The sequence below is a fragment of the Citrobacter sp. SX206 genome (genome assembly GCF_024181025.1).
Taxonomy (GTDB): Bacteria; Pseudomonadota; Gammaproteobacteria; order Enterobacterales; family Enterobacteriaceae; genus Citrobacter; species Citrobacter youngae.
In genome coordinates this window covers 1,831,037-1,853,418 of sequence record NZ_CP049738.1, presented here as the reverse complement: position 1 = coordinate 1,853,418, position 22,382 = coordinate 1,831,037, and the positions used below count along the sequence as shown (strand labels likewise).

Annotated in this window: 21 protein-coding genes; 7 read left to right on the top strand and 14 right to left on the bottom strand. The window is 53.0% G+C overall.

All coding sequences use genetic code 11. From position 1 onward, the window contains the following. Positions 1–3 precede the first annotated feature (3 nt). The 3 genes from G8S19_RS09050 to aspS are packed head-to-tail and all read right to left on the bottom strand — an operon-like array spanning position 4 to position 2,993. The gene (locus tag G8S19_RS09050; protein ID WP_003833836.1) at positions 4–747 is read right to left on the bottom strand and encodes a YebC/PmpR family DNA-binding transcriptional regulator; all 744 of its coding nucleotides are present in this window, start codon (positions 745–747) and stop codon (positions 4–6) included. Positions 748–775: 28 nt separating this feature from the next. Further along, positions 776–1,219 carry a dihydroneopterin triphosphate diphosphatase gene (gene nudB, locus G8S19_RS09045; RefSeq protein WP_040232398.1) on the bottom strand — a complete coding sequence of 148 codons (444 nt, stop codon included), beginning with the start codon at positions 1,217–1,219 and terminating at the stop codon, positions 776–778. 1 nt (position 1,220) lies between these two features. Continuing rightward, the gene (gene aspS / locus G8S19_RS09040; RefSeq protein WP_253686464.1) at positions 1,221–2,993 is read right to left on the bottom strand and encodes an aspartate--tRNA ligase; all 1,773 of its coding nucleotides are present in this window, start codon (positions 2,991–2,993) and stop codon (positions 1,221–1,223) included. A 287-nt stretch (positions 2,994–3,280) separates the two neighbouring features. On the opposite strand from aspS, the gene G8S19_RS09035 reads away from it, so the two are divergent. From G8S19_RS09035 to cmoB, 5 genes are read left to right on the top strand one after another with little or no spacing between them, the layout of a single operon-like run. After that, positions 3,281–3,847, top strand: coding sequence for a hydrolase (locus tag G8S19_RS09035; protein ID WP_253686462.1), 567 nt, complete (start codon positions 3,281–3,283; stop codon positions 3,845–3,847). Then, the gene (locus tag G8S19_RS09030; protein ID WP_253686460.1) at positions 3,844–4,662 is read left to right on the top strand and encodes a DUF72 domain-containing protein; all 819 of its coding nucleotides are present in this window, start codon (positions 3,844–3,846) and stop codon (positions 4,660–4,662) included. Before G8S19_RS09035 ends, G8S19_RS09030 begins: the two co-directional genes overlap by 4 nt. Positions 4,663–4,714: 52 nt before the next feature. After that, complete coding sequence (locus G8S19_RS09025) at positions 4,715–5,110, top strand: MAPEG family protein (RefSeq protein ID WP_003034689.1); 396 nt, start codon at positions 4,715–4,717, stop codon at positions 5,108–5,110. 40 nt (positions 5,111–5,150) lie between these two features. Then, positions 5,151–5,894 carry a carboxy-S-adenosyl-L-methionine synthase CmoA gene (gene cmoA / locus G8S19_RS09020; protein WP_137376476.1) on the top strand — a complete coding sequence of 248 codons (744 nt, stop codon included), beginning with the start codon at positions 5,151–5,153 and terminating at the stop codon, positions 5,892–5,894. Then, a complete protein-coding gene (gene cmoB / locus G8S19_RS09015) occupies positions 5,891–6,859 on the top strand; it encodes a tRNA 5-methoxyuridine(34)/uridine 5-oxyacetic acid(34) synthase CmoB (RefSeq protein ID WP_253686458.1) in 969 nt (322 codons plus the stop codon). Before cmoA ends, cmoB begins: the two co-directional genes overlap by 4 nt. A gap of 163 nt (positions 6,860–7,022) precedes the next feature. Here the strand turns inward: cmoB and cutC are convergent, their stop codons facing one another. After that, entirely contained in the window at positions 7,023–7,769 is a 747-nt protein-coding gene (cutC, locus tag G8S19_RS09010) for a copper homeostasis protein CutC (protein WP_101742218.1), read from the bottom strand. Positions 7,770–7,771: 2 nt separating this feature from the next. Beyond that, a complete protein-coding gene (locus tag G8S19_RS09005) occupies positions 7,772–8,338 on the bottom strand; it encodes a VOC family protein (protein ID WP_048211361.1) in 567 nt (188 codons plus the stop codon). Positions 8,339–8,576: 238 nt separating this feature from the next. Here G8S19_RS09005 and argS point away from each other — a divergent pair, with 238 nt between their 5' ends. Together argS and mrdA are read left to right on the top strand one after the other, a co-directional pair. Then, a complete protein-coding gene (gene argS, locus G8S19_RS09000; protein ID WP_101742217.1) occupies positions 8,577–10,310 on the top strand; it encodes an arginine--tRNA ligase in 1,734 nt (577 codons plus the stop codon). Between the two features lie 278 nt (positions 10,311–10,588). Further along, positions 10,589–12,526: a penicillin-binding protein 2 gene (gene mrdA / locus G8S19_RS08995; protein ID WP_253686456.1), complete on the top strand. Its 1,938-nt coding sequence runs from the start codon at positions 10,589–10,591 to the stop codon at positions 12,524–12,526. On the opposite strand, the gene G8S19_RS08990 is transcribed toward mrdA, so the two are convergent. The 9 genes from G8S19_RS08990 to tap form a co-directional block, all read right to left on the bottom strand. Beyond that, a complete protein-coding gene (locus tag G8S19_RS08990) occupies positions 12,498–13,637 on the bottom strand; it encodes a glycoside hydrolase family 105 protein (RefSeq protein ID WP_061068084.1) in 1,140 nt (379 codons plus the stop codon). The genes mrdA and G8S19_RS08990 overlap by 29 nt on opposite strands. Positions 13,638–13,966: 329 nt before the next feature. Next, on the bottom strand, positions 13,967–14,359 hold the full coding sequence (gene flhe / locus G8S19_RS08985) for a flagellar protein FlhE (RefSeq protein WP_253686454.1): 393 nt from the start codon (positions 14,357–14,359) through the stop codon (positions 13,967–13,969). Continuing rightward, positions 14,359–16,437, bottom strand: a complete 2,079-nt coding sequence (gene flhA, locus G8S19_RS08980) for a flagellar biosynthesis protein FlhA (protein ID WP_048211356.1) — start codon at positions 16,435–16,437, stop codon at positions 14,359–14,361. The genes flhe and flhA overlap by 1 nt, the downstream gene beginning before the upstream one ends. After that, complete coding sequence (flhB, locus tag G8S19_RS08975) at positions 16,430–17,581, bottom strand: flagellar biosynthesis protein FlhB (RefSeq protein ID WP_061068085.1); 1,152 nt, start codon at positions 17,579–17,581, stop codon at positions 16,430–16,432. The genes flhA and flhB overlap by 8 nt, the downstream gene beginning before the upstream one ends. Before the next feature lie 168 nt (positions 17,582–17,749). Continuing rightward, entirely contained in the window at positions 17,750–18,394 is a 645-nt protein-coding gene (cheZ, locus tag G8S19_RS08970) for a protein phosphatase CheZ (protein ID WP_040232409.1), read from the bottom strand. A gap of 10 nt (positions 18,395–18,404) precedes the next feature. Further along, the gene (cheY, locus tag G8S19_RS08965) at positions 18,405–18,794 is read right to left on the bottom strand and encodes a chemotaxis response regulator CheY (RefSeq protein ID WP_005127682.1); all 390 of its coding nucleotides are present in this window, start codon (positions 18,792–18,794) and stop codon (positions 18,405–18,407) included. 17 nt (positions 18,795–18,811) lie between these two features. Further along, positions 18,812–19,861 carry a chemotaxis response regulator protein-glutamate methylesterase gene (locus G8S19_RS08960; RefSeq protein ID WP_005127683.1) on the bottom strand — a complete coding sequence of 350 codons (1,050 nt, stop codon included), beginning with the start codon at positions 19,859–19,861 and terminating at the stop codon, positions 18,812–18,814. Beyond that, the gene (cheR, locus tag G8S19_RS08955; protein ID WP_048211354.1) at positions 19,858–20,724 is read right to left on the bottom strand and encodes a protein-glutamate O-methyltransferase CheR; all 867 of its coding nucleotides are present in this window, start codon (positions 20,722–20,724) and stop codon (positions 19,858–19,860) included. The genes G8S19_RS08960 and cheR overlap by 4 nt, the downstream gene beginning before the upstream one ends. A 19-nt stretch (positions 20,725–20,743) precedes the next feature. Beyond that, the gene (gene tap, locus G8S19_RS08950) at positions 20,744–22,345 is read right to left on the bottom strand and encodes a methyl-accepting chemotaxis protein IV (protein WP_061068086.1); all 1,602 of its coding nucleotides are present in this window, start codon (positions 22,343–22,345) and stop codon (positions 20,744–20,746) included. Between the last annotated feature and the right edge of the window lie 37 nt (positions 22,346–22,382).

Below are 22,382 nucleotides of genomic sequence, written 5' to 3'. Positions count from 1 at the left end.
ACATCATTCTAACGTAGCTGCAACCTCATCGGAGATTTCGCCGTTGTGGTAAACTTCCTGCACGTCATCGCAATCTTCCAGCATATCGATCAGACGCATCAGTTTCGGCGCTGTTTCTGCATCCATATCCGCTTTGGTGGATGGGATCATAGAAACTTCAGCCGCGTCCGCTTTCAGACCTGCCGCTTCCAGTGCATCACGAACTTTACCCATCTCTTCCCACGCGGTGTAAACGTCAATCGCGCCGTCGTCGAAGGTTACAACGTCTTCAGCACCGGCTTCCAGTGCCGCTTCCATGATGGCGTCTTCGTCGCCTTGTTCAAAGGAGATCACGCCTTTCTTGCTGAACAGGTATGCGACAGAACCGTCGGTACCGAGGTTGCCGCCTGTTTTAGTGAATGCGTGGCGCACTTCCGCAACGGTACGGTTACGGTTGTCAGACAGACATTCAATCATAACGGCTGTACCGCCAGGACCGTAACCTTCATAGATGATGGTTTCCATGTTGGAATCTTCATCACCACCCACACCGCGCGCGATTGCACGGTTCAGAGTGTCACGTGTCATGTTGTTTGCCAGCGCTTTATCAACCGCTGCGCGCAGACGCGGGTTAGCATCCGGATCGCCACCACCCAATTTAGCCGCCGTCACCAGCTCACGAATGATTTTGGTGAAGATCTTACCGCGCTTAGCATCCTGCGCTGCTTTACGATGTCTGGTGTTGGCCCATTTACTATGACCTGCCATAAATAATCTCTCCAAAAAGCGCGCCTTCTCAGGCGACGTTAATTACAAACTCTTCAATCGCCTGCCGGTTACTCCACGACTTGGTTAACTGTGCCGCCTCATGCGCATTAACCCAACGGTAGGTCAAATGTTCGGTGAACACGATCTCTCGTTCAGTGGGCAGTGCCAGGCAAAACCAGGACTCCGTATTACGTACAATTCCTGGCGCATAGCGATGACGTAAATGACTAAAAATCTCAAACTCCACCGTGCGCTGGCAGTCAATTAAGGTCAGTTGCTCACGCGCAACATCAATGGCGACCTCTTCCTTTACTTCGCGCAGGGCGGCTTGCGACGCGGTTTCACCTTCTTCAAGGCTGCCGGTGACCGACTGCCAAAAATCAGGATCGTCGCGTCGCTGTAACATCAGCACTCTCCCGGTGTCCTTTGCATAAATCACGACTAACACCGAGACAGGCTGTTTATATGCCATATCAGTTATTCTCGGCCTTCTTAACAACCTGAATGCTCAGTTCCGCCAGCGCAGCTTCATTGGCCAGGCTCGGCGCTTCGGTCATCAGACACGCGGCAGCCGTCGTTTTCGGGAAAGCAATAACGTCACGGATGTTATCAGTACCGGTCAGCAGCATGGTCAGACGATCCAGACCAAACGCCAGGCCCGCGTGCGGCGGTGTACCGTATTTTAACGCATCCAACAGGAAGCCGAATTTCTCGCGCTGCTCTTGTTCGTTGATACCCAGAATACCGAATACGGTCTGCTGCATATCACCGTTATGGATACGTACAGAACCGCCGCCTACTTCGTAGCCGTTGATAACCATATCGTACGCATTGGCAACCGCATCTTCCGGCGCAGCTTTCAGCTCAGATGCCGTCATGTCTTTCGGCGAGGTGAACGGGTGGTGCATCGCGGTCAGACCGCCTTCACCATCGTCTTCAAACATTGGGAAGTCGATAACCCACAACGGCGCCCATTTGGATTCGTCGGTCAGGTTCAGGTCTTTACCCAGTTTCAGGCGCAGAGCCCCCATCGCGTCGGCAACCACTTTCTTGTTGTCGGCGCCGAAGAAGATCATATCACCGTCTTGCGCGCCAGTACGTTCCAGAATGGCTTCAATGATTTCAGCATTCAGGAACTTGGCCACCGGGCTGGTTACCCCTTCCAGACCTTTCGCACGCTCGGTGACTTTAATGTATGCCAAACCTTTCGCGCCGTAGATCTTAATGAAGTTACCGTAATCGTCGATCTGCTTACGGCTAAGTGCAGCGCCGCCAGGTACGCGCAGAGCCGCTACACGCCCTTTCGCATCGTTAGCCGGACCAGAGAACACGGCGAATTCAACAGATTTCAGCAAATCAGCAACGTCCACCAGCTCCATCGGGTTACGCAGATCCGGCTTATCGGAACCGTAACGACGCTCAGCTTCGGCAAAGGTCATGATCGGGAAATCACCCAGATCCACACCTTTTACTTCCAGCCACAGATTACGCACCAGCGCTTCCATCACTTCACGCACTTGCGGTGCGGTCATGAAGGAGGTCTCAACATCGATCTGAGTAAATTCAGGCTGGCGGTCAGCACGTAAGTCTTCGTCACGGAAGCATTTTACAATCTGGTAGTAGCGGTCGAAGCCAGACATCATCAGCAGCTGTTTGAACAACTGAGGAGACTGTGGCAGCGCGTAGAATTTACCTTTATGTACGCGAGACGGTACCAGGTAGTCACGCGCACCTTCTGGCGTCGCTTTCGTCAGCATCGGCGTTTCGATGTCGAGGAAGCCATGGTCGTCCATGAAACGACGCACCAGGCTGGTAATTTTGGCACGCGTTTTCAGGCGCTGCGCCATTTCAGGGCGACGCAGATCGAGGTAGCGGTACTTCAGACGAGCTTCTTCAGTATTTACGTGGTTAGAGTCGAGCGGCAGTGAATCTGAACGGTTGATAATGACCAGATCGGAGGCCAGCACTTCAATTTCGCCAGTCGCCATATCAGCGTTGACGTTTTTCGCGTCACGCGCACGCACGGTGCCCGTTACCTGAATGCAGAACTCATTACGCAGTTCGGAGGCCAGCTTTAACGCGTCCGCACGGTCCGGATCGAAAAATACCTGCACGATACCTTCGCGGTCGCGCATATCGATAAAGATCAGGCTACCAAGATCACGACGACGGTTGACCCAACCACACAGAGTCACCTGCTGCCCCTCGTGGGACAGACGTAGCTGTCCGCAATATTCTGTACGCATGAGATATCCCTTAACTTTGCCGCAGGCGGATTGTCATCTGCCCGGCAGATGACGAAGTCGCAGCTTTAGCTGAATGTCACAACTGAATGAAAAAAGGCGGCTATTATACTGGAAATTCTGCCGCACGATAAGAGCCTACTGGGATAGACTCTCAGTCCGGTACTGACTGTACGCGTGTTTCCTAAGCGGGTATTGCGTAATCTCACAAAAAATAACAAAAATTGTCACCCCTTTCACACAGATTCGCGATTAAGGTGTAACGGAAATCTTTTTTTACTGGAGTCACCATGCTGGAACTGAACGCAAAAACAACCGCTCTTGTCGTCATCGATCTACAGGAAGGGATCCTGCCTTTCGCGGGTGGGCCTCATTCGGCAAACGACGTCGTCGCCCGCGCGGCACAACTGGCGGAAAAATTCCGTACTAACGGTTCACCAGTGGTGATGGTTCGCGTCGGCTGGTCTGCGGATTATGCCGACGCGCTAAAACAACCGGTTGATGCCCAAGCGCCAGCCAAAGCATTACCCGACAACTGGTGGGAATACCCGCAAGCGCTGGGAAAGAGTGCGACAGACCTGGAGGTCACCAAGCGCCAGTGGGGAGCATTCTACGGTACTGACCTGGAACTGCAATTGCGCCGTCGTGGTATCGACACCATCGTCCTTTGCGGGATCTCCACCAATATCGGCGTCGAATCCACCGCGCGTAACGCCTGGGAGTTGGGTTTTAGCCTGATCGTTGCTGAAGACGCCTGCAGTGCCGCCAGCACCGACCAGCATAAGGGCAGCATGACGCATATTTTCCCACGTATTGCCCGTGTCCGTCGCGTGGACGAGATCCTGCAAGCGTTATGATCTATATCGGCTTACCCCAGTGGTCGCACCCAAAGTGGGTGCGTCTGGGGATCACCAGTCTGGAAGAATATGCCCGCCACTTTAACTGTGTGGAAGGCAACACCACGCTGTACGCCCTGCCAAAAGCCGAGATTGTTGCGCGCTGGCAGGCACAGACCACCGATGCGTTTCGATTTTGTTTTAAGTTTCCGGCCACCATTTCACATCAGGCTGCGCTGCGTAATTGTGATGACCTGGTACAGGAATTTTTCGCGCGCATGTCGCCACTGGATGCCCGTATCGGACAATACTGGTTGCAGCTACCTGCCACGTTCGGCCCGCGTGACCTCCCTGCCCTGTGGCAATTCCTCGATGCTCTCCCTAAAACGTTTACCTACGGTGTCGAGGTTCGTCATCCGGATTTCTTTGCGAAAGGTGAATCAGAGATCCGGCTCAATCGGGGTCTGCATGAACGCGGAATTAATCGGGTCATTTTAGACAGCCGTCCGGTCCATGCCGCGATCCCACACACGGAAGCGATACGCGATGCTCAACGTAAGAAACCTAAGGTCCCGGTGCATGCGGTGGTGACAGCAACCCACCCGATGGTCCGTTTTATCGGTAGCGATGATATGGCTCAGAACCGGGCATTTTTCACCGCCTGGCTGGCAAAGTTACCACTCTGGCAACAGACCAGCACGCCATACCTGTTTTTGCACACGCCGGATATCGCACAGGCTCCTGAGCTGGTAGACACGCTATGGGCAGATTTACGTAGTACCCTGCCAGAGATCGGATCAGCACCGTCGATTCCACAGCAATCTTCTCTTTTCTGAAAATGCCACCTATCATAGTCAATGCCAGCAGCCATTTTAAAAGGGAGTTTGTATGGTAAGCGCGCTTTATGCCGTCCTGGGTGCGTTATTGTTAATAAAGTTCTCCTTTGACGTCGTTCGCCTGCGCATGCAATATCGCGTTGCCTATGGTGATGGCGGCTTTAGTGAGCTGCAAAGCGCTATCCGCATTCACGGTAATGCGGTGGAATATATTCCCGTTGCATTAGTGCTGCTGTTATTTATGGAAATGAACGGCGCAGAAACGTGGATGGTGCATCTTTGCGGGCTGATGTTGATTGCCGGGCGACTGATGCATTATTACGGATTCCACCACCGTCTTTTCCGCTGGCGCCGTTCCGGCATGAGCGCCACCTGGTGTTCACTGTTGCTAATGGTGCTGGCGAATCTTTGGTATATGCCCTGGGAGTTGGTTTTCTCCCTGCATTAGCGCACAATACGCCACTTTATTTTTCCCGGATTTTTACGTTATGTCTCACCGCGACACGCTTTTTTCTGCGCCTATCGCCAGTCTGGGTGACTGGACCTTTGATGAACGGGTAGCTGAAGTCTTCCCGGATATGATCCAGCGTTCCGTTCCTGGTTATTCCAATATCATTTCGATGATTGGCATGCTGGCCGAACGTTTCGTGCAACCCAACACGCAGGTCTACGATCTGGGCTGTTCTCTGGGCGCGGCGACGCTCTCGGTACGTCGCAATATCCATCATGAGAATTGCAAAATTATTGCCGTCGATAACTCTCCGGCTATGGTTGAACGCTGCCGTCGTCATATTGACGCTTATAAAGCACCGACTCCGGTTGAGGTTGTCGAAGGCGATATTCGCAACATTACTATCGAAAATGCCTCGATGGTGGTGCTGAATTTTACCCTGCAATTCCTTGAGCCACCTGAGCGCCAGGCGTTGTTGGATAAGATTTATCAGGGGTTAAACCCCGGCGGCGCGTTGGTGCTGTCAGAGAAGTTCAGCTTCGAAGATACCAAAGTTGGCGAGCTGCTGTTCAACATGCACCACGACTTCAAACGCGCCAATGGCTACAGCGAACTGGAAATCAGCCAGAAGCGCAGCATGCTGGAAAATGTGATGCTAACTGACTCTGTTGAAACGCACAAAGCACGTCTGCACCAGGCAGGTTTTGAGCACAGCGAATTATGGTTCCAGTGCTTCAACTTTGGTTCTCTGGTGGCATTGAAAGCTGAGGCTAGCGCATGATCGACTTTGGTAACTTTTATCAGCTGATTGCCAAAAATCATCTTTCCCATTGGCTGGAAACGCTGCCAGCGCAAATCGCGACCTGGCAGCGCGATCAACACGGCTTGTTTAAGCAGTGGTCGAATGCCGTGGAGTTTCTGCCGGAACTGACGCCACATCGTCTGGATTTACTGCATAGCGTGACTGCCGAAAGCGAGGAGCCGCTCAGCGAAGGGCAGATCAAACGGATTGATACGCTGATGCGTCATCTCATGCCGTGGCGCAAAGGTCCATATTCGCTGTACGGCGTCAATATTGATACCGAATGGCGTTCCGACTGGAAGTGGGATCGCGTTCTGCCGCATTTGTCTGACCTCACCGGACGTACCATTCTTGATGTTGGCTGCGGCAGCGGATATCACATGTGGCGCATGATTGGCGCGGGGGCGCATCTGGCGGTTGGCATTGATCCTACGCAGCTGTTCCTGTGTCAGTTTGAAGCGGTACGTAAACTGCTGGGTAACGATCAGCGCGCGCATCTGCTGCCGCTGGGTATTGAGCAGCTCCCGGCGCTCAACGCCTTTGATACCGTATTCTCTATGGGCGTGCTTTATCACCGCCGCTCACCGCTGGAACATCTCTGGCAGTTGAAAGATCAACTGGTAAAAGACGGAGAGCTGGTGCTGGAAACGCTGGTGGTCGAAGGTGATGAAAATACCGTTCTGGTACCAGGCGATCGCTACGCGCAAATGCGTAACGTCTACTTTATTCCATCCGTACTGGCGCTTAAAAACTGGCTGGAAAAATGCGGATTTGTCGATGTTCGTATCGCCGACGTGTGTGTGACCACTACCGAAGAACAACGTCGCACCGAATGGATGATAACCGAATCGCTGGCCGACTTCCTTGACCCGAACGACCACAGCAAGACGGTGGAAGGCTACCCCGCCCCACTGCGTGCGGTATTGATTGCACGTAAACCGTAATGGATTGCCGGAGCACCGTTTCTCCAAAATAGTTCAAGTTGCAGCAAGGCGGCCAACGCTGCTGCGGCTTGAAATATGAAGGAGAAAAAAAGGCCCCTGTTGAATTGGCAGGGGCCTGGTACGAGCAAGCATCATATTGGGCGACATGATGCAACGGTAAAAATCAGCTGGCCTGGTGGTGCGCAATGATTGCCTTCATTTCAGCAACCGCCGCCCCGTCAACCGCATAGCGGGAATATTCATCCGCCTGCGTATCCGAAGACATCGACAACCCCGAATTGCGATACCGCATGGGTGAAGCCAGCCATACTCCGGCAGAACTGTGGACTTCCTGCACTCCAGCGTTGAGGAACAGGGATAAATTCGCGGCGCGAACCCCCGCTCCGGCCATAATGATTGGAGCATCCACCTGCTCAATAAGTTCCATTATTTTTGTTAAACCTTGCGCTGCATCTGATTTTTGCCCGGAAGTTAGTACTCTGGCGACGCCTAAATCGGACAATTTATTCAGCGCATTTAATGGGTTGGCGCACATATCGAAGGCCCGATGAAACGTGACATTTAGCGGGCCCGCAGCAACCATTATTTTTTCCATACGTGGTATATCGACATTCCCGTCCACATCGAGAATGCCGGTCACCAGCCCTGAAAAACCTAAATCTCTGACCATCGCGATATCATCAAGCATCGCGGCAAATTCACCGTCGGTGTAACAAAAATCGCCCCCACGCGGACGGATAATGGGATTAACGGGAATAGAGACATGCTGGCGTACAGAGCGCAACACCCCCAGCGACGGCGTTAAGCCTCCTTCTTTGGGCGCCGAGCACAGTTCAATACGATCCGCGCCGTTTTGCTGCGCCGTGCGCGCGCACTCCATGCTGTAACAGCAGATTTCCAGCAATGTCATATTTACTCCTGTTGCTCGCTTGCGACAATCGCTTCAATTGACCACGGATGAAATTTGAGGGTGACGCTGCCATCACTGACCGCCAGTGTCGGATTCGGTAAACGCTCACGCTCTCCTTTTGGCGAGCTGGTTTTCACGAAAATCCCCGGCTGACTCAATCCTTCATCAGAAAGCAGCGCCAGCGCTCGCGCATTCAACGTCTCCACGTCACCCGGCAGAACTATTTCAACATGCTCCCAGCCTTCATGTGGATAGCGTTTTTCGCCCGGCCATGGCAGCTCTACGATGGTAAATTGCCAGTGTTGCACACAAACGGGTTCATCAAGCTTGAACAGGCAAATCGGTCGGCCATTAATGATATTTTCTGACAACAGTTCGCCACACTGTTCAAATCCCCGACGCCAGCGCTCTGCGGTGGTATTTTGATGACAGCGCAGAGAAATGTGATCGGCTTCAAGCGATGAGACATCCAGCCCAAGGCGAGTGGAAAGATCCGTTAACGCCTGAATGAAATGCGGTAAATCTGCGGAAATATCATGCAGTTCTGCAACTGTTTGCCAGTTCGCCATAATGAAAGCTCATATCCATGTTCAAAGCGGCTAATTTACCCTGTTGCGCAGCCCCAACCAACTGCTGATTTTCTTAAGCGCGATATGAATAATTATACGTAATAACAATGTTTATATTTCAGGCTGCTGGCGGTACTCGCAATGCTGACGGCAACGGGCATTTGCAGTATACTCCCGCCCTTAATTCTTAAACTGGTGCGGTCAATTTTAAGCCGCTTCATAAATGTAAGGTATTCCGGTGAATATTCAGGCTCTTCTCTCAGAAAAAGTCAGTCAGGCCATGATTGCTGCAGGCGCGCCTGCAGATTGCGAACCGCAGGTTCGTCAGTCAGCAAAAGTACAGTTCGGCGACTATCAGGCTAACGGCATGATGGCTGTCGCGAAAAAACTGGGTATGGCGCCGCGACAACTGGCTGAGCAGGTGCTGACTCATCTGGATCTCAACGGGATCGCCAGCAAAGTTGAAATTGCGGGCCCGGGCTTTATTAACATTTTTCTCGATCCGGCATTTCTGGCGCAGCATGTTCAGCAGGCGCTGACCTCCGATCGTCTGGGCGTTACCCAACCGGCTAAACAAACCGTTGTAGTTGACTACTCCGCACCTAACGTCGCGAAAGAAATGCACGTGGGTCACCTGCGCTCCACCATCATCGGCGACGCTGCGGTACGTACGCTGGAGTTCCTTGGTCACAATGTTATCCGCGCTAACCACGTCGGCGACTGGGGCACTCAGTTCGGTATGCTCATCGCATGGCTGGAAAAACAGCAGCAGGAAAATGCCGGTGAGATGGCGCTGGCCGATCTGGAAGGTTTCTACCGTGATGCGAAAAAACATTACGACGAAGATGAAGCCTTCGCCGAGCGCGCCCGTAGCTATGTGGTGAAACTGCAGGGCGGCGACGAATATTTCCGCGAGATGTGGCGCAAACTGGTCGACATCACTATGTCGCAGAACCAGTTAACCTATGACCGTCTGAACGTGACTCTGACCCGTGACGACGTGATGGGCGAAAGCCTGTACAACCCGATGCTGCCGGGCATTGTGGCCGATCTCAAAGCGAAAGGTCTGGCTGTTGAAAGCGAAGGCGCTACCGTCGTATTCCTTGATGAGTATAAGAACAAGGAAGGCGAACCGATGGGCGTTATCATTCAGAAGAAAGATGGCGGCTATCTCTACACCACGACCGATATCGCCTGTGCGAAGTATCGTTACGAAACGCTGCACGCCGACCGCGTCCTCTATTACATCGACTCCCGTCAGCATCAGCATTTAATGCAGGCCTGGACCATCGTGCGTAAAGCCGGTTATGTGCCGGACTCCGTACCGCTGGAACACCATATGTTCGGCATGATGCTGGGTAAAGACGGTAAGCCGTTCAAAACGCGTGCGGGCGGCACGGTAAAACTGGCCGATCTGCTGGATGAAGCGCTGGAGCGCGCACGTCGTCTGGTGGCCGAGAAGAACCCGGACATGCCTGCTGATGAGCTGGAAAAACTGGCGAATGCCGTTGGTATCGGCGCGGTGAAATATGCGGATCTGTCGAAAAACCGTACCACCGACTATATCTTCGACTGGGACAACATGCTGGCGTTCGAAGGCAATACCGCGCCGTACATGCAGTATGCTTATACCCGCGTACTGTCCGTATTCCGTAAAGCGGATATCGACGAAAGCGCGCTGGCAAATGCGCAGGTGATTATTAACGAAGATCGCGAAGCTCAGTTGGCCGCCCGCCTGCTACAGTTTGAAGAAACGCTGACCGTTGTAGCACGTGAAGGTACACCGCACGTGATGTGCGCTTATCTGTACGACGTTGCCGGCCTGTTCTCTGGCTTCTACGAACACTGCCCGATCCTCAGCGCTGAAAACGAAGAAATTCGTAACAGCCGCCTGAAACTGGCACAGCTGACGGCGAAAACCCTGAAGCTGGGTCTGGATACGCTGGGTATCGAAACCGTAGAACGCATGTAATCACCTCGAGTGATGTGAAAGCCTGCGCTATGTCGCGGGCTTTTTTATTTTCCCGAATGACCTCCCTCGTAGGCCTGATAAGCGAAGCGCCATCAGGCGGTCAGGCGCACCTTGCCGGATGGCGGCATAAACGCCTTATCCGGCACGACTACGTTCACTGTAATTTGTAACAACTCACAAGGAATGACACATTTCCGTAGAGGGATGGAACATTTTTTGCCTGTCATCCCGTTTACGCCTCCGTATCATTAGGCGGCGAATTAATCGGGTACGGGTCAATGACATTCAGAGATTTTGAGGCGGAAGAAAAACTTTTCCAGCGGCGTGTAATGGTGGCCTTTGGCCTGGTCGTCATCTGTTTTGGCATCCTGATTTATAACCTCTACAACTTACAAATCCGTCAACACCAGTATTACACCACCCGATCGGATGCAAACGACATCAAAATGCTGCCCGTCGCCCCAACGCGCGGTATCATTTATGATCGCAACGGTATCCCGCTGGTACGAAATGTCACCTGGTACGACATTTCTGTTACGCCTTATAAAATCAGCGATATGGACGCCCTGCTGAAACAACTCACGCCGATTGTTGACCTCACGCCAGATGATATTGACCAGTTTCGCCATGAACTGAAGGCCAGTAGCCGCTATCGGCCGGTAGTACTTAAAAATGCGCTGACCGATGTAGAAATTGCCCGTTTTTCTGTGAACCAGTTCCATTTCAGCGGCGTGACCATCAATAGCTACGAAGATCGCCAGTATCCTTATGGGGCGGCACTGGCACATGTACTTGGCTACGTATCAAAAATCAACGATAGCGATCTGAAAGCACTGGATAAAAAAGGACTGGCAGAGAACTACGCCGCCGATCACAACATCGGTAAACAGGGCATTGAGCACTACTACGAGAATGATCTGCACGGCAAAACGGGTTATCAGGAAGTGGAAGTTGATAATCACGGGCGTATTGTACGTTTGATTAAAGACGTTCCCCCTGTCGCCGGCAAAGATATCCATCTGACGCTGGATTTACACTTGCAGGAATACATTGAAAGCCTGCTGGTGGGCCAACGCGCCGCGGTGTTGGTGGAAGATCCCCATGATGGCTCCGTGCTGGCAATGGTCTCAAACCCCAGCTACGATCCGAACCCGTTTGTCAAAGGCATCAGCTACCAGGATTACAACACGCTGTTGCAGGATAAAGACCTGCCATTAATTAACCGCGTCACCCAGGGGTTATATCCTCCTGCCTCAACGGTAAAACCGTACATGGCGATGTCAGCGTTACTGGACGGCGTGATCACGCCGCAGACCAGCTTCTTCGGCGCGCCCACCTGGACGCTCCCCGGCACCGAGCGACATTACCGGGACTGGAAGAAAACCGGCCACGGTATGCTGGATGTCACCAAAGCGATTGAAGAGTCTGCCGACACGTTCTTTTATCAGGTGGCGTATATGATGGGAATTGACCGCATTAGCAGCATGCTTAGCCAGTTTGGCTACGGCAAACCGACCGGCATCGATCTTGATGAAGAGTACAACGGCCTGCTGCCAAGCCGCGACTGGAAACAACGGGTGCATAAAAAAGCCTGGTACCAGGGAGATACCATTTCGGTCGGCATCGGCCAGGGCTACTGGATTGCCACGCCAATTCAGATGGTAAAAGCGATGGTCGCACTGATTAACAACGGGAAAGTTATTGCCCCTCACCTGCTACAGGATGAAGAAAGCGGCAAATCAATCACTCACTATCAGGCACCGGAGGCACCCACACAAATTGCTTCTGCTTCATCACCCTATTGGGGACTGGTGCGTCAGGCGATGTTCGGCATGGCGAATGCACCAAACGGTACCGGGTATAAATTTTTCCATACGGCACCTTATGGCATCGCAGCCAAAAGTGGGACATCACAGGTCTTTAGTCTGAAAGAAAACCAGACTTACAATGCGAAGATGATCCCCATACGACTGCGTGACCATGTGTTCTATACCGCATTTGCGCCGTATAAGAATCCAAAAGTCGCCATCGCATTGATTCTGGAAAACGGCGGCAGCGACGGGGTTACCGCCGCGCCAGTCATGCGTCAAATCATGGACCATCTGTTTGCGCCGCAGGACAACAGCGGGCAACCCGATGCCGCAGAACAACCAGGCCCGGTCAGCACGGCGTCAGCGAACGACACGATTAATAGTACTTACGCAAGTATTCGGTAAGGCACAGCATTGCCATTGCCTGCCCGTAAGGCATAGAGGTGAGTGGGATGTTGTGGTAGAAATCGAGATCGTGCCCCATGCCGGTGCCAAACGAGGTTTGTAGCAACTCCCCTTCAGGGGAAATGTGTTGCACAATACCTCTGATAGCTTTCTCCGCCACCCCCGCATATTCCTGCCCGACATAGCGTTTACGCACCGCTTTGAGAATACCGTAAGCGAATCCAGCCGTTGCGGAGGCTTCCAGATATGACTGAGGATCGTCCAGTAAGGTGTGCCACAACCCGCTCTCATCCTGACATTCCGCCAGAGCTGCAATTTGCGCATTGAGAACCTGCACCAGATAACGGTGAACGGCACTGTTTGCCGGCAAATCGATAAGCTCAAGGAAGTCCGGGATCACCATCGTAAGCCAACTATTACCACGCGCCCAACGGGCGTTTGCGAAGTTATGCCGCCCCACATAGCTCCAGCCGTGGAACCACAGCCCCGTTTTCTTATCCATCAGATTTTGTACATGCAGCAGAAACTGATATGTGGCCTCTTCGATATACGCTGGACGATTGAGCAACTTGCCAATTTTCGCCAGCGGCAGCACCGTCATCATCAGCGTGTCATCCCACATCTGTTGATGATTTTCTTCTGCCAGCGTGATGTGTTGCATACCGCCAAACTCGGTGCGAGGCATATCATGCATTGCCCACTCCGCCCAGCTGTCGAGCCACGGCAGGTACGCCGGATTACGCGTTTCTTCATAGCGATATGCCAGCGTTAAAAACGGAGCCATGGTGTTAACGTTTTTGGTTGTTGCGCCTTCCGCAAAGCGTTCGGCAAACCAGCCGTCGATGATATCGCGCATCGTTGCATCGCCAGTTTGCTGATAATACTGATACATTCCGTATAGGCCAACGCCGTGCGTCCACTCCCATCCGGCCCAGCCTTTGGTATCAATAACACGTCCGTCATCCAGCCGCAGCAAGAACTCGCCCGTTTCATCATGAATATTGACCAGGTTATGCGTCACCTTTTTAATGAGCGTTTTTAATTCATCCCTGGCAATAAAATGTTCTGGTTGACGCAACAATGGACTGTGTTTAACCGGGTAAACAATCATTTCCTTAACCTCTGTCAGTGTCGAATTCAATGCTGCACCCTGTTCCAGTTTCGGCGCGGCAGGTTTATTACGATTCGGATAACCCTGTGTGTTGTTACCCTAAAGTGCTTCGTAAACATTGGGTATCATTACCGGGCCACAGTAAAAGCTAACCGCAGGGGAAACCTTTTTGTTTCTGCCAGGGGTTTTTGCGAAATGGCAATAGCACAAAGAGTCCGATAACTCAGGTCACTGATTTTATAAAACAGCGTTTCTTTTTAATCGGGATGGTTGATCAGAACTGCGAGGCGGCCAGCAGTTTCGCCTGCTGGCCGACGTAAAGAAGGGAATTAACGGTAGTTCACAATCACCTGATTGCTCTGAACCTGCAAGGCAGGGAGCAGGCGACCGCCACCAGGCACTTCCCAGACGAAGTACATTGGTTCAATTGCAGGGACATTATTAAAGCCATTGGTGGTACCGCTTTGTCCATCCAGTTCGACACAACGGGATTGAGAGCATAAGCGCACACGTAACCCCGCAGGCGTAGGACCATTTAATTCATAGCGCCAGGCGACCAGCGTCATCAGACCGGAAACGGGCTGGCTGGGAACCAAAGGCGAAGATGAAGCCGACTCTCCACGATAATTTAAGGTAATCCCCATACCACTTGCCTGCCATGTCCCTTCCCCGGCGGCCTGTGCCGCCAGTGGAAAAAGCAACAGCCAAAGAAATGTACGCATTATTTACCTCCAATGGTCGCGGTCATACGGATATGGCGGTTATCGGAAAGCTCCATATTCGACAACACCACCAACTGCGGAATACTGCGGCGTAAAAAACGCGCAAGGAGAGGTCGCAGCGCATGATTCACCAGCAATACTGGCGGCGCACCCAACATTTCCTGACGCGACAGTGCTTCCTGCGTCTGTGCCAGCAACCGGTCTGCCAGACCAGGTTCAAGGCCCCCACCGCCCTGTAACGCCTGCAACAACAGACGCTCAAGCGGTGTATCAAGTCCGATAACCTGAACTTCCTCGTTACCCGGGAACCACTGCTGAGTAATCGCCCGTCCAAGCGCCACACGCACCACTGCGGTAAGTTCATGCGGATCATTCTGTAACGGGGCATGTTCCGCCAACGTTTCAAGAATGGTGCGCATATCACGAATAGGGACTTTTTCATCCAACAGGTTCTGCAGCACTTTGTGCAGTGTGGTCAGTGTGACCACACCCGGCACCAGATCTTCTGTCAGTTTTGGCATTTCTTGTGAAACTCGATCCAATAACTGTTGCGCCTCCTGGCGACCAAAAAGCTCTGCGGCAAACTGGCCAATCAGATGGTTCAGATGTGTGGCAACGACCGTACTGGCTTCGACAACGGTGAAGCCCTGAATTTGCGCCTGCTCTTTTAGCGCGCTTTCAATCCAGATAGCATCCAGACCAAAAGCAGGATCAACTGTTTTCTCCCCTGGCAGCGATCCGGCCGCGGTACCTGGGTTGATAGCCAGCCAGCGCCCAGGGTAAGCATCACCACTACCAATCTCGACCCCTTTCATCAGAATACGATAGCGGGCAGGTTGCAGATCCATATTGTCGCGAATGTGTACCACTGGCGGCAGGAACCCCATATCCTGGGCAAATTTCTTACGAATGCTGCGAATACGCCCCAGCAATTCGCCGTCCTGTTGGAAGTCCACCATCGGAATCAGGCGATACCCAACCTCCATTCCCAGCGTGTCTTCCAACTGAACATCACTCCACGTAGCTTCCACCACCGAGTTGTTTTCCGGCATTTTCACCGGCTGAGCTTCTTCTGGCGCTTTTTGCTCGCGTCCGCGCATCCACCAGGCCAGCCCCAGCAATGCCGCGGTAAACATCAGAAACACCAGGTTTGGCATTCCCGGTACCAGCCCCAGTAAACCGAGGACCGCCGCACTAAGCAGCATAACGCTTGGGTTGCTGAACAACTGGGTGACCATCTGCTCACCCACGTCCTGATCGGTACTCACGCGGGTTACGATAACCCCCGCCGCCGTTGAGATAACCAACGCAGGGATCTGGGCTACCAGCCCGTCACCGATGGTCAGCAGGGTATAGCTTTCTGCCGCACTGCCCATGCTCATACCGTGCTGCAACACCCCAACCAGCAAACCGCCCACCACGTTGATGACCATAATCAGAATACCGGCGATGGCATCCCCACGAACAAATTTACTCGCACCGTCCATGGAGCCGTAAAAATCGGCTTCCTGTGTCACTTCAGAACGGCGTTTTTTGGCTTCATCTTCACCAATCAATCCCGCATTCAGATCGGCGTCAATCGCCATCTGTTTACCCGGCATCCCGTCCAGCACGAAGCGCGCACCCACTTCCGCGATACGTCCCGCACCTTTGGTGATAACCATAAAGTTAATGATGACGAGAATGACGAAGACCACGATACCGATAGCAAAGTTACCGCCGACCAGGAAGTGACCAAAGGCTTCCACCACCTTACCTGCCGCCGCGGCACCGGTATGTCCTTCCATCAAAATGATACGCGTTGACGCGACGTTCAGTGCCAGGCGCAACAAAGTGGTGAACAGCAGAATCGTTGGGAATGCGGCGAATTCAAGCGTGCGCTGAGTGAACATCGCCACCAACAGCACCATGATCGACAGCGCAATGTTAAAGGTGAACAGTAAATCGAGGATGAAGGCCGGAAGCGGCAACACCATCATCGACAGGATCAGCAGAATGAGGATCGGCCCGGCAAGAATTTGCCATTGCGTGGATTTCAGGTTGCCGGGCAGACGCAGCATCGCGACCAGATTAGCCATCAGTATTCTTCTCGTTCATAAAATCCAGTGCTTCAGGCACCGGAAGGTTTCCAGGTTGTGGTGGCGGTGTGCCGCCAGCCAGACGCCAGCGTTTTAGCTGCCATACCCATGCCAGCACTTCGGCAACGGCGGCATACAATTGGCCAGGTATTTGCTGACCGATCTCAGCATGGCGATATAACGCACGCGCCAGCGGCGGAGCTTCTAACGTTGGGACACGGTGCTCCGCGCCAATCTCTCGAATACGCAATGCCACCAGCCCGGCCCCTTTAGCCACAACTTTTGGCGCGCTCATTTTGTTTTCGTCGTACTGCAAGGCAACCGAATAGTGCGTAGGGTTGGTCACAATAACATCCGCCTTCGGCACATCCGCCATCATGCGGCGCTGTGCGGCCGCACGCTGCATCTGGCGAATTTTGCCCTTAACGTGCGGGTCACCTTCGCTTTCTTTAAATTCGTCACGGATATCCTGACGCGACATCCGCAGTTTTTTCACGTGGCTATAAATCTGGAAAAAGACGTCAAACCCCACCATCGGGATGACGCCAAGCACCACCAGTAATGCGCACATACCGACTAAATCCAGCGCATTACCCATCGCCGTAATCGGGGATTCTGCCATCAGGCGCATCATCTCCGGCCAGTTGTGCCAGAGATAGAAGCCCGCTACGCTCCCCACCAACGTGGATTTTAATATGGCTTTGAGCAGCTCCGCCCCGGTTTGCGCCGAGAACATACGCTTAATACCTGGTAACGGATTCAGCTTTGAGAATTTGGGTTGCAGCGATTTACCACTGAAGATCAAGCCGCCAAGCATCACCGGGGAGATTAATGCCACCAGCACAACCCCGGTAATCAGCGGCAACAACGCAATCATGGCGTCTTTAATCAACAAAATGATTTGACTCAGGATCAGGTTTGGGTCGTTGACCATACTGTGGTCAAAACGTAATCCGGCCGACAGCATACCGGCCAGTCTGCGGGCGAGCGACTCCCCACCAATCCAGATGATGCACACGCCCACCAGCAAAATAAGCAGTGAGGTTAGCTCCTTGGATCGGGGTATCTGCCCTTCTTCCCGTGCTTTTTCAAGTCGGTGGGGTGTGGGGGCTTCTGTTTTGTCGTCGTCGCTTTCTTCTGCCACGCATCAGACCCTGGATAGAGATATAGGCGTGAATGATGCCAGAACAGCCATGCAACAATGGGAAGAGTAAGCGGTAAAAAAGACGGGATTTATGGCTTTAACGCCAATTGCCGATGAATAACATGTAAGCCGGATGAGAAGTTTCCTTCCGCATCCGGCAAATACACATCAGAAACCGAGGCTATCCAGCAGGTCGTCGACCTGATCCTGGCTTGCCACTACGCCGGCTTTAGAAGTGTCAACCTGCGGACCGTTCAGCAAGCTTTCGTTCTCGCGTTTAGGACGAGCGCCCTGTTCCGGAATGTTTTCCAGCAGCACCATCAGCAGTTGACGCTCAATCTCCTGGATAACATCCATCATGCGCTTGATAACCTGACCGGTGAGATCCTGGAAATCCTGCGCCATCATGATGTCCAGCAATTGGGCATTGGTAAAGCTGGTATGACCGGGGACATCACCAAGGAACTGGCGGGTATCAGTGACCAGTTCACGGGCATCGGACAGTTCAATCGGATTTTCGAACCATTCATCCCAGCGTTTGGTCAGGTCTTTTGCCCCTTTTTCCATGGCATCCTGGTGCGGCTGTGAAGCTTCTACGCTGTTCAGCGCACGCTCTGCCGCCTGTGCAGTCATTTGTACAACGTAGTCCAGGCGATCGCGCGCGTCAGGAATGGCTTCCGCCGCTTCGGCAATGGCCTGATCCAGCCCCAGTTCACGCAGGCTGTCGCGCAGCATTCGGGTCAAACTACCGATGCGCGCAATGATGTCCCCTGCCGAGTGTTCGTCAACAGGTTTAATTTGTGGTTGCATCATCATCACATCCTCACATGCCCAGTTTCTCAAAGATCTTATTGAGTTTTTCTTCCAGCGTCGCCGCGGTGAACGGTTTTACAACATAACCACTGGCACCCGCTTGTGCTGCCGCAATAATGTTTTCTTTCTTCGCTTCTGCCGTCACCATCAGCACCGGCAGGGCAGACATACTGCCGTCAGCACGAATGGTTTTCAGCAGTTCAAGACCGTCCATGTTAGGCATGTTCCAGTCGGAAATCACAAATCCGAATCCCCCTGCCTGCAGTTTGTTCAACGCGTCTACGCCATCTTCAGCTTCTTCAACGTTGTTAAAACCCAGTTCTTTCAGCAGGTTACGCACAATGCGACGCATGGTGGAAAAGTCATCCACAACCAAAAACCTAAGCTCTTTATCCGCCATAAAAATAAACTCCTGATTCAAATACGTATTGCCTGTCCGGCACTGATTTTCGCCAGCATTTGCTGGCTTACCTGGCTAAGATCGACCACTTCGCTTACGCCACCCATATTGATGGCCTCGCGCGGCATGCCGAACACCACACAACTTGCTTCGTTTTGCGCAATGGTCCAGGCTCCAGCCTGGTTCATTGCTAACATTCCGGCGGCCCCATCGTTGCCCATACCTGTCAGGATCACCCCGACGGCATTGCGCCCCGCATGTTTCGCCACCGAATGGAACAGCACATCCACTGAAGGCCGATGCCGGTTAACCGGCGGGCCATCATGAATTTTGATCTGGTAGTTCGCCCCGCTACGCGCCAGTTCCATATGCTTGTCGCCAGGCGCGATATACGCATGCCCAGGAAGCACACGTTCTCCGTCTTCAGCCTCTTTCACGGTTATCTGACACAGTTTGTTCAGACGTTCGGCGAACGAACGGGTAAATCCTGGCGGCATATGCTGGGTAATAAGAATACCGGGACTTGAAAGCGGCAATGGCTGGAGTACATGACGAATTGCCTCTGTTCCTCCGGTTGATGCGCCGATAACCAGCAGTTTTTCCGAACTGAGTAACGGTCCTGCTTTCAAGGTCGCTGGCGCTGCCGTGGGTTTGTGGGCGGCCAGTTTTGCGCGCGATGCAGTGCGGATTTTCTCCGCAATCATCTCGCTATACGCCAGCATTCCTTCGCGGATCCCCAACTGAGGTTTGGTGACAAAGTCAATTGCCCCCAACTCCAGGGCCCGCAGCGTGACCTCAGACCCTTTGCCAGTCAGTGAAGAGACCATCACCACGGGCATCGGACGCAGACGCATCAACTTTTCAAGAAAATCGAGGCCATCCATGCGCGGCATTTCAACATCCAGCGTCAGAACGTCGGGATTAAATTTTTTGATGAGATCCCGCGCAACCAAAGGATCAGGCGCCGTCGCAACCATCTCCATATCGCTGTGGCTGTTAATAATCTCGGTCATGATTTGACGCATCAATGCAGAATCATCAACCGACAATACCCTGATTTTACTCATGCTTTATCCTTACCTAGCGCATACACCGTCTGCCCGCGCAGGCTAAACTCGCGCACGAGGTTGCTAAAGTTTTCTGAATGACCTGCAAACAGCAGTCCGTCAGGTTTAAGGAGTGGAACAAAACGGTGCAAAATGTCCTGCTGAGTCGTTTTGTCAAAATAGATCATGACGTTACGACAGAATATGGCGTCGAACGGGCCTGGCACGTTGTATTTTTTGTCCAGTAAATTCACGCTGGAAAACTCAACATGGCTTGCCAGTTCCTGCCGTACGCGCACCAGCCCTTCATGAGGCCCGGTACCGCGCATGAAATAACGCTGCAGCTGTTGTGGCGACAACGTCTTTAGCTCGTCAAGACGGTAAATACCGCTTCTTGCCTTTTCCAACACCTCAGTATCAATGTCGCTCGCAAAAACACGCCAGCGACCCGGCGCCATACCCAGGGTATCGGCCAGCGTAATCGCAATACTGTAAGGTTCTTCTCCGGTAGACGCTGCCGCGCTCCAGACGCGATATTCACCGCTGTGTCGACGGGCGTGGTCAGACAGCACCGGAAAGTGATGCCCTTCGCGAAAAAAAGCGGTCAGATTGGTGGTCAGGGAGTTAATAAAAGCCTGCCACTCAGCACTGTTCTGGTTGGCTTCCAGCATACTGAGATAGCGACCAAAATCATCCAGTCCCAGGGTACGCAACCGGCGAACCAGGCGGTTATAGACCATGTCCCGCTTGTGGTCGGCCAGCACGATCCCCGCGCGCTGGTAGATTAATTGACATATCCGACGAAAATGCGCGTCAGACAGCGCGAGGCGCTGTGTCATCTGTAACAATAATGACGTTTGCCCGGAGGGCAGAGATGATGTCATAGCGCCTTCTCAATCACATTCAGGATACAACGGGCACAACCTGCGGTTGTGCCAATTCTTGTTGTGTTACGGTTTGTTCTTCAATTTTAAAAAACGCGACACAGGCGGAAAGATTATCTGCCTGGGTAGCTAACTGCTCAGTGGCGGCTGCCGCTTCTTCCACCAGCCCGGCGTTCTGCTGTGTGACAGAATCCATCTGGCTGACGGCTTGCGCCACCTGCTCAATGCCTCTGCGTTGTTCATCGGAGGCCGAGGCAATCTCCCCCATGATGTCGTTAACCCGGGTAACCGAGCTAACAATCTCTGTCATCGTGCGCGCCGCCATATCCACCAGTTGCGATCCCTGGTGAACGCGGGTGACGGACTCTTCGATCAGTCCTTTAATTTCTTTCGCTGCCTGTGCGCTACGGCTTGCCAGATTACGGACCTCTCCGGCGACCACGGCGAAACCGCGCCCCTGCTCACCGGCACGGGCAGCTTCTACCGCAGCGTTTAACGCCAGGATGTTGGTCTGGAAGGCGATGCTGTCAATCACACTGGTGATGTCACCTATCTTCTGCGAGCTGGCAGAAATCTCATGCATAGTGCTGGCAACCTTAGCCGTCTGTTCCCCTCCTTTATGCGCCGTGTCGGCCGCACTTTTGGCAATGCCTGAGGCTTGTCGCGCGTTATCCGCATTTTGCCCCACGGTAGCGGTAAGCTGTTCCATACTGGCTGCCGTTTGCGCCAGCGATGCCGCCTGCTGTTCAGTTCGCGAGGACAGGTCGTTATTACCCATCGCGATTTCCGAGATCCCGGTATGCATTGCCGAGCTCCCCTGGCGTACCTCACTGACCGTCTCACGCAGTGCCTGTTGCATCGCTTTCAGGCTGGCAAAAATGGCTGAAATCTCATTACGCCCATAAACCGCTATCGGTCGCGCCAAATTACCCGCCGCAATACTGTCGAAATGGCTACCGATGATAGCCAGCGGCTGTACAATCATTTTGCGCGACCAGTACAGCGCTGCAGTCGTTAATAGCGCCGCCAGTACCAGCACGGTGGCGAAAATCACCCCGGACATATGGTAACTACGCTGGCTGTGATCCTCTGCTTTTTGCAATACCTGGTTGATGTTGTTTTGCCACGCCGTAAAGTTTGCATCAAAGGCATCCTGTGAAGCCTGCACCGGGGCGGTCAAAAAATCTGACAGCTGATTATTTTCCAGCCAGGTTGCCTGGTGAACCAGATCGCTATGCCATTGACTGAAACTTTTCTCGGTTGCGCTTTGCAGCGCCTTCCCCTCTTCTGCCGTCTCTGTCGTCGCCATAAAGCGTTTAAATATCGATTCGGACTGGGCCAGGCTGTCCTGTGCAATCGTCATCAGCGCTTTGATATCCTCTGGCGGATAGCTCAGAGCCGTCAACGTGCCTGCTTTATTAAGCGCAGTACTGGCCTGTAATAACACAGCGCGGGTTTGCGCCAGCGCAGCGCGTTGCTGATTACTCTGTTCGACCTGGTTCAGGTTCTGAAAACCATCCCGAAATGCCCAGAAGGACAAGCCATTACTGCCAATCTGCAAAACACCGCAGAGGATTAAAATCAAAAACAGCGTGGTCGAAATTCGAATACGATTAAACATCAACGCTCCCATCAGGCGGCGCAGGCCGCGGTTTAGC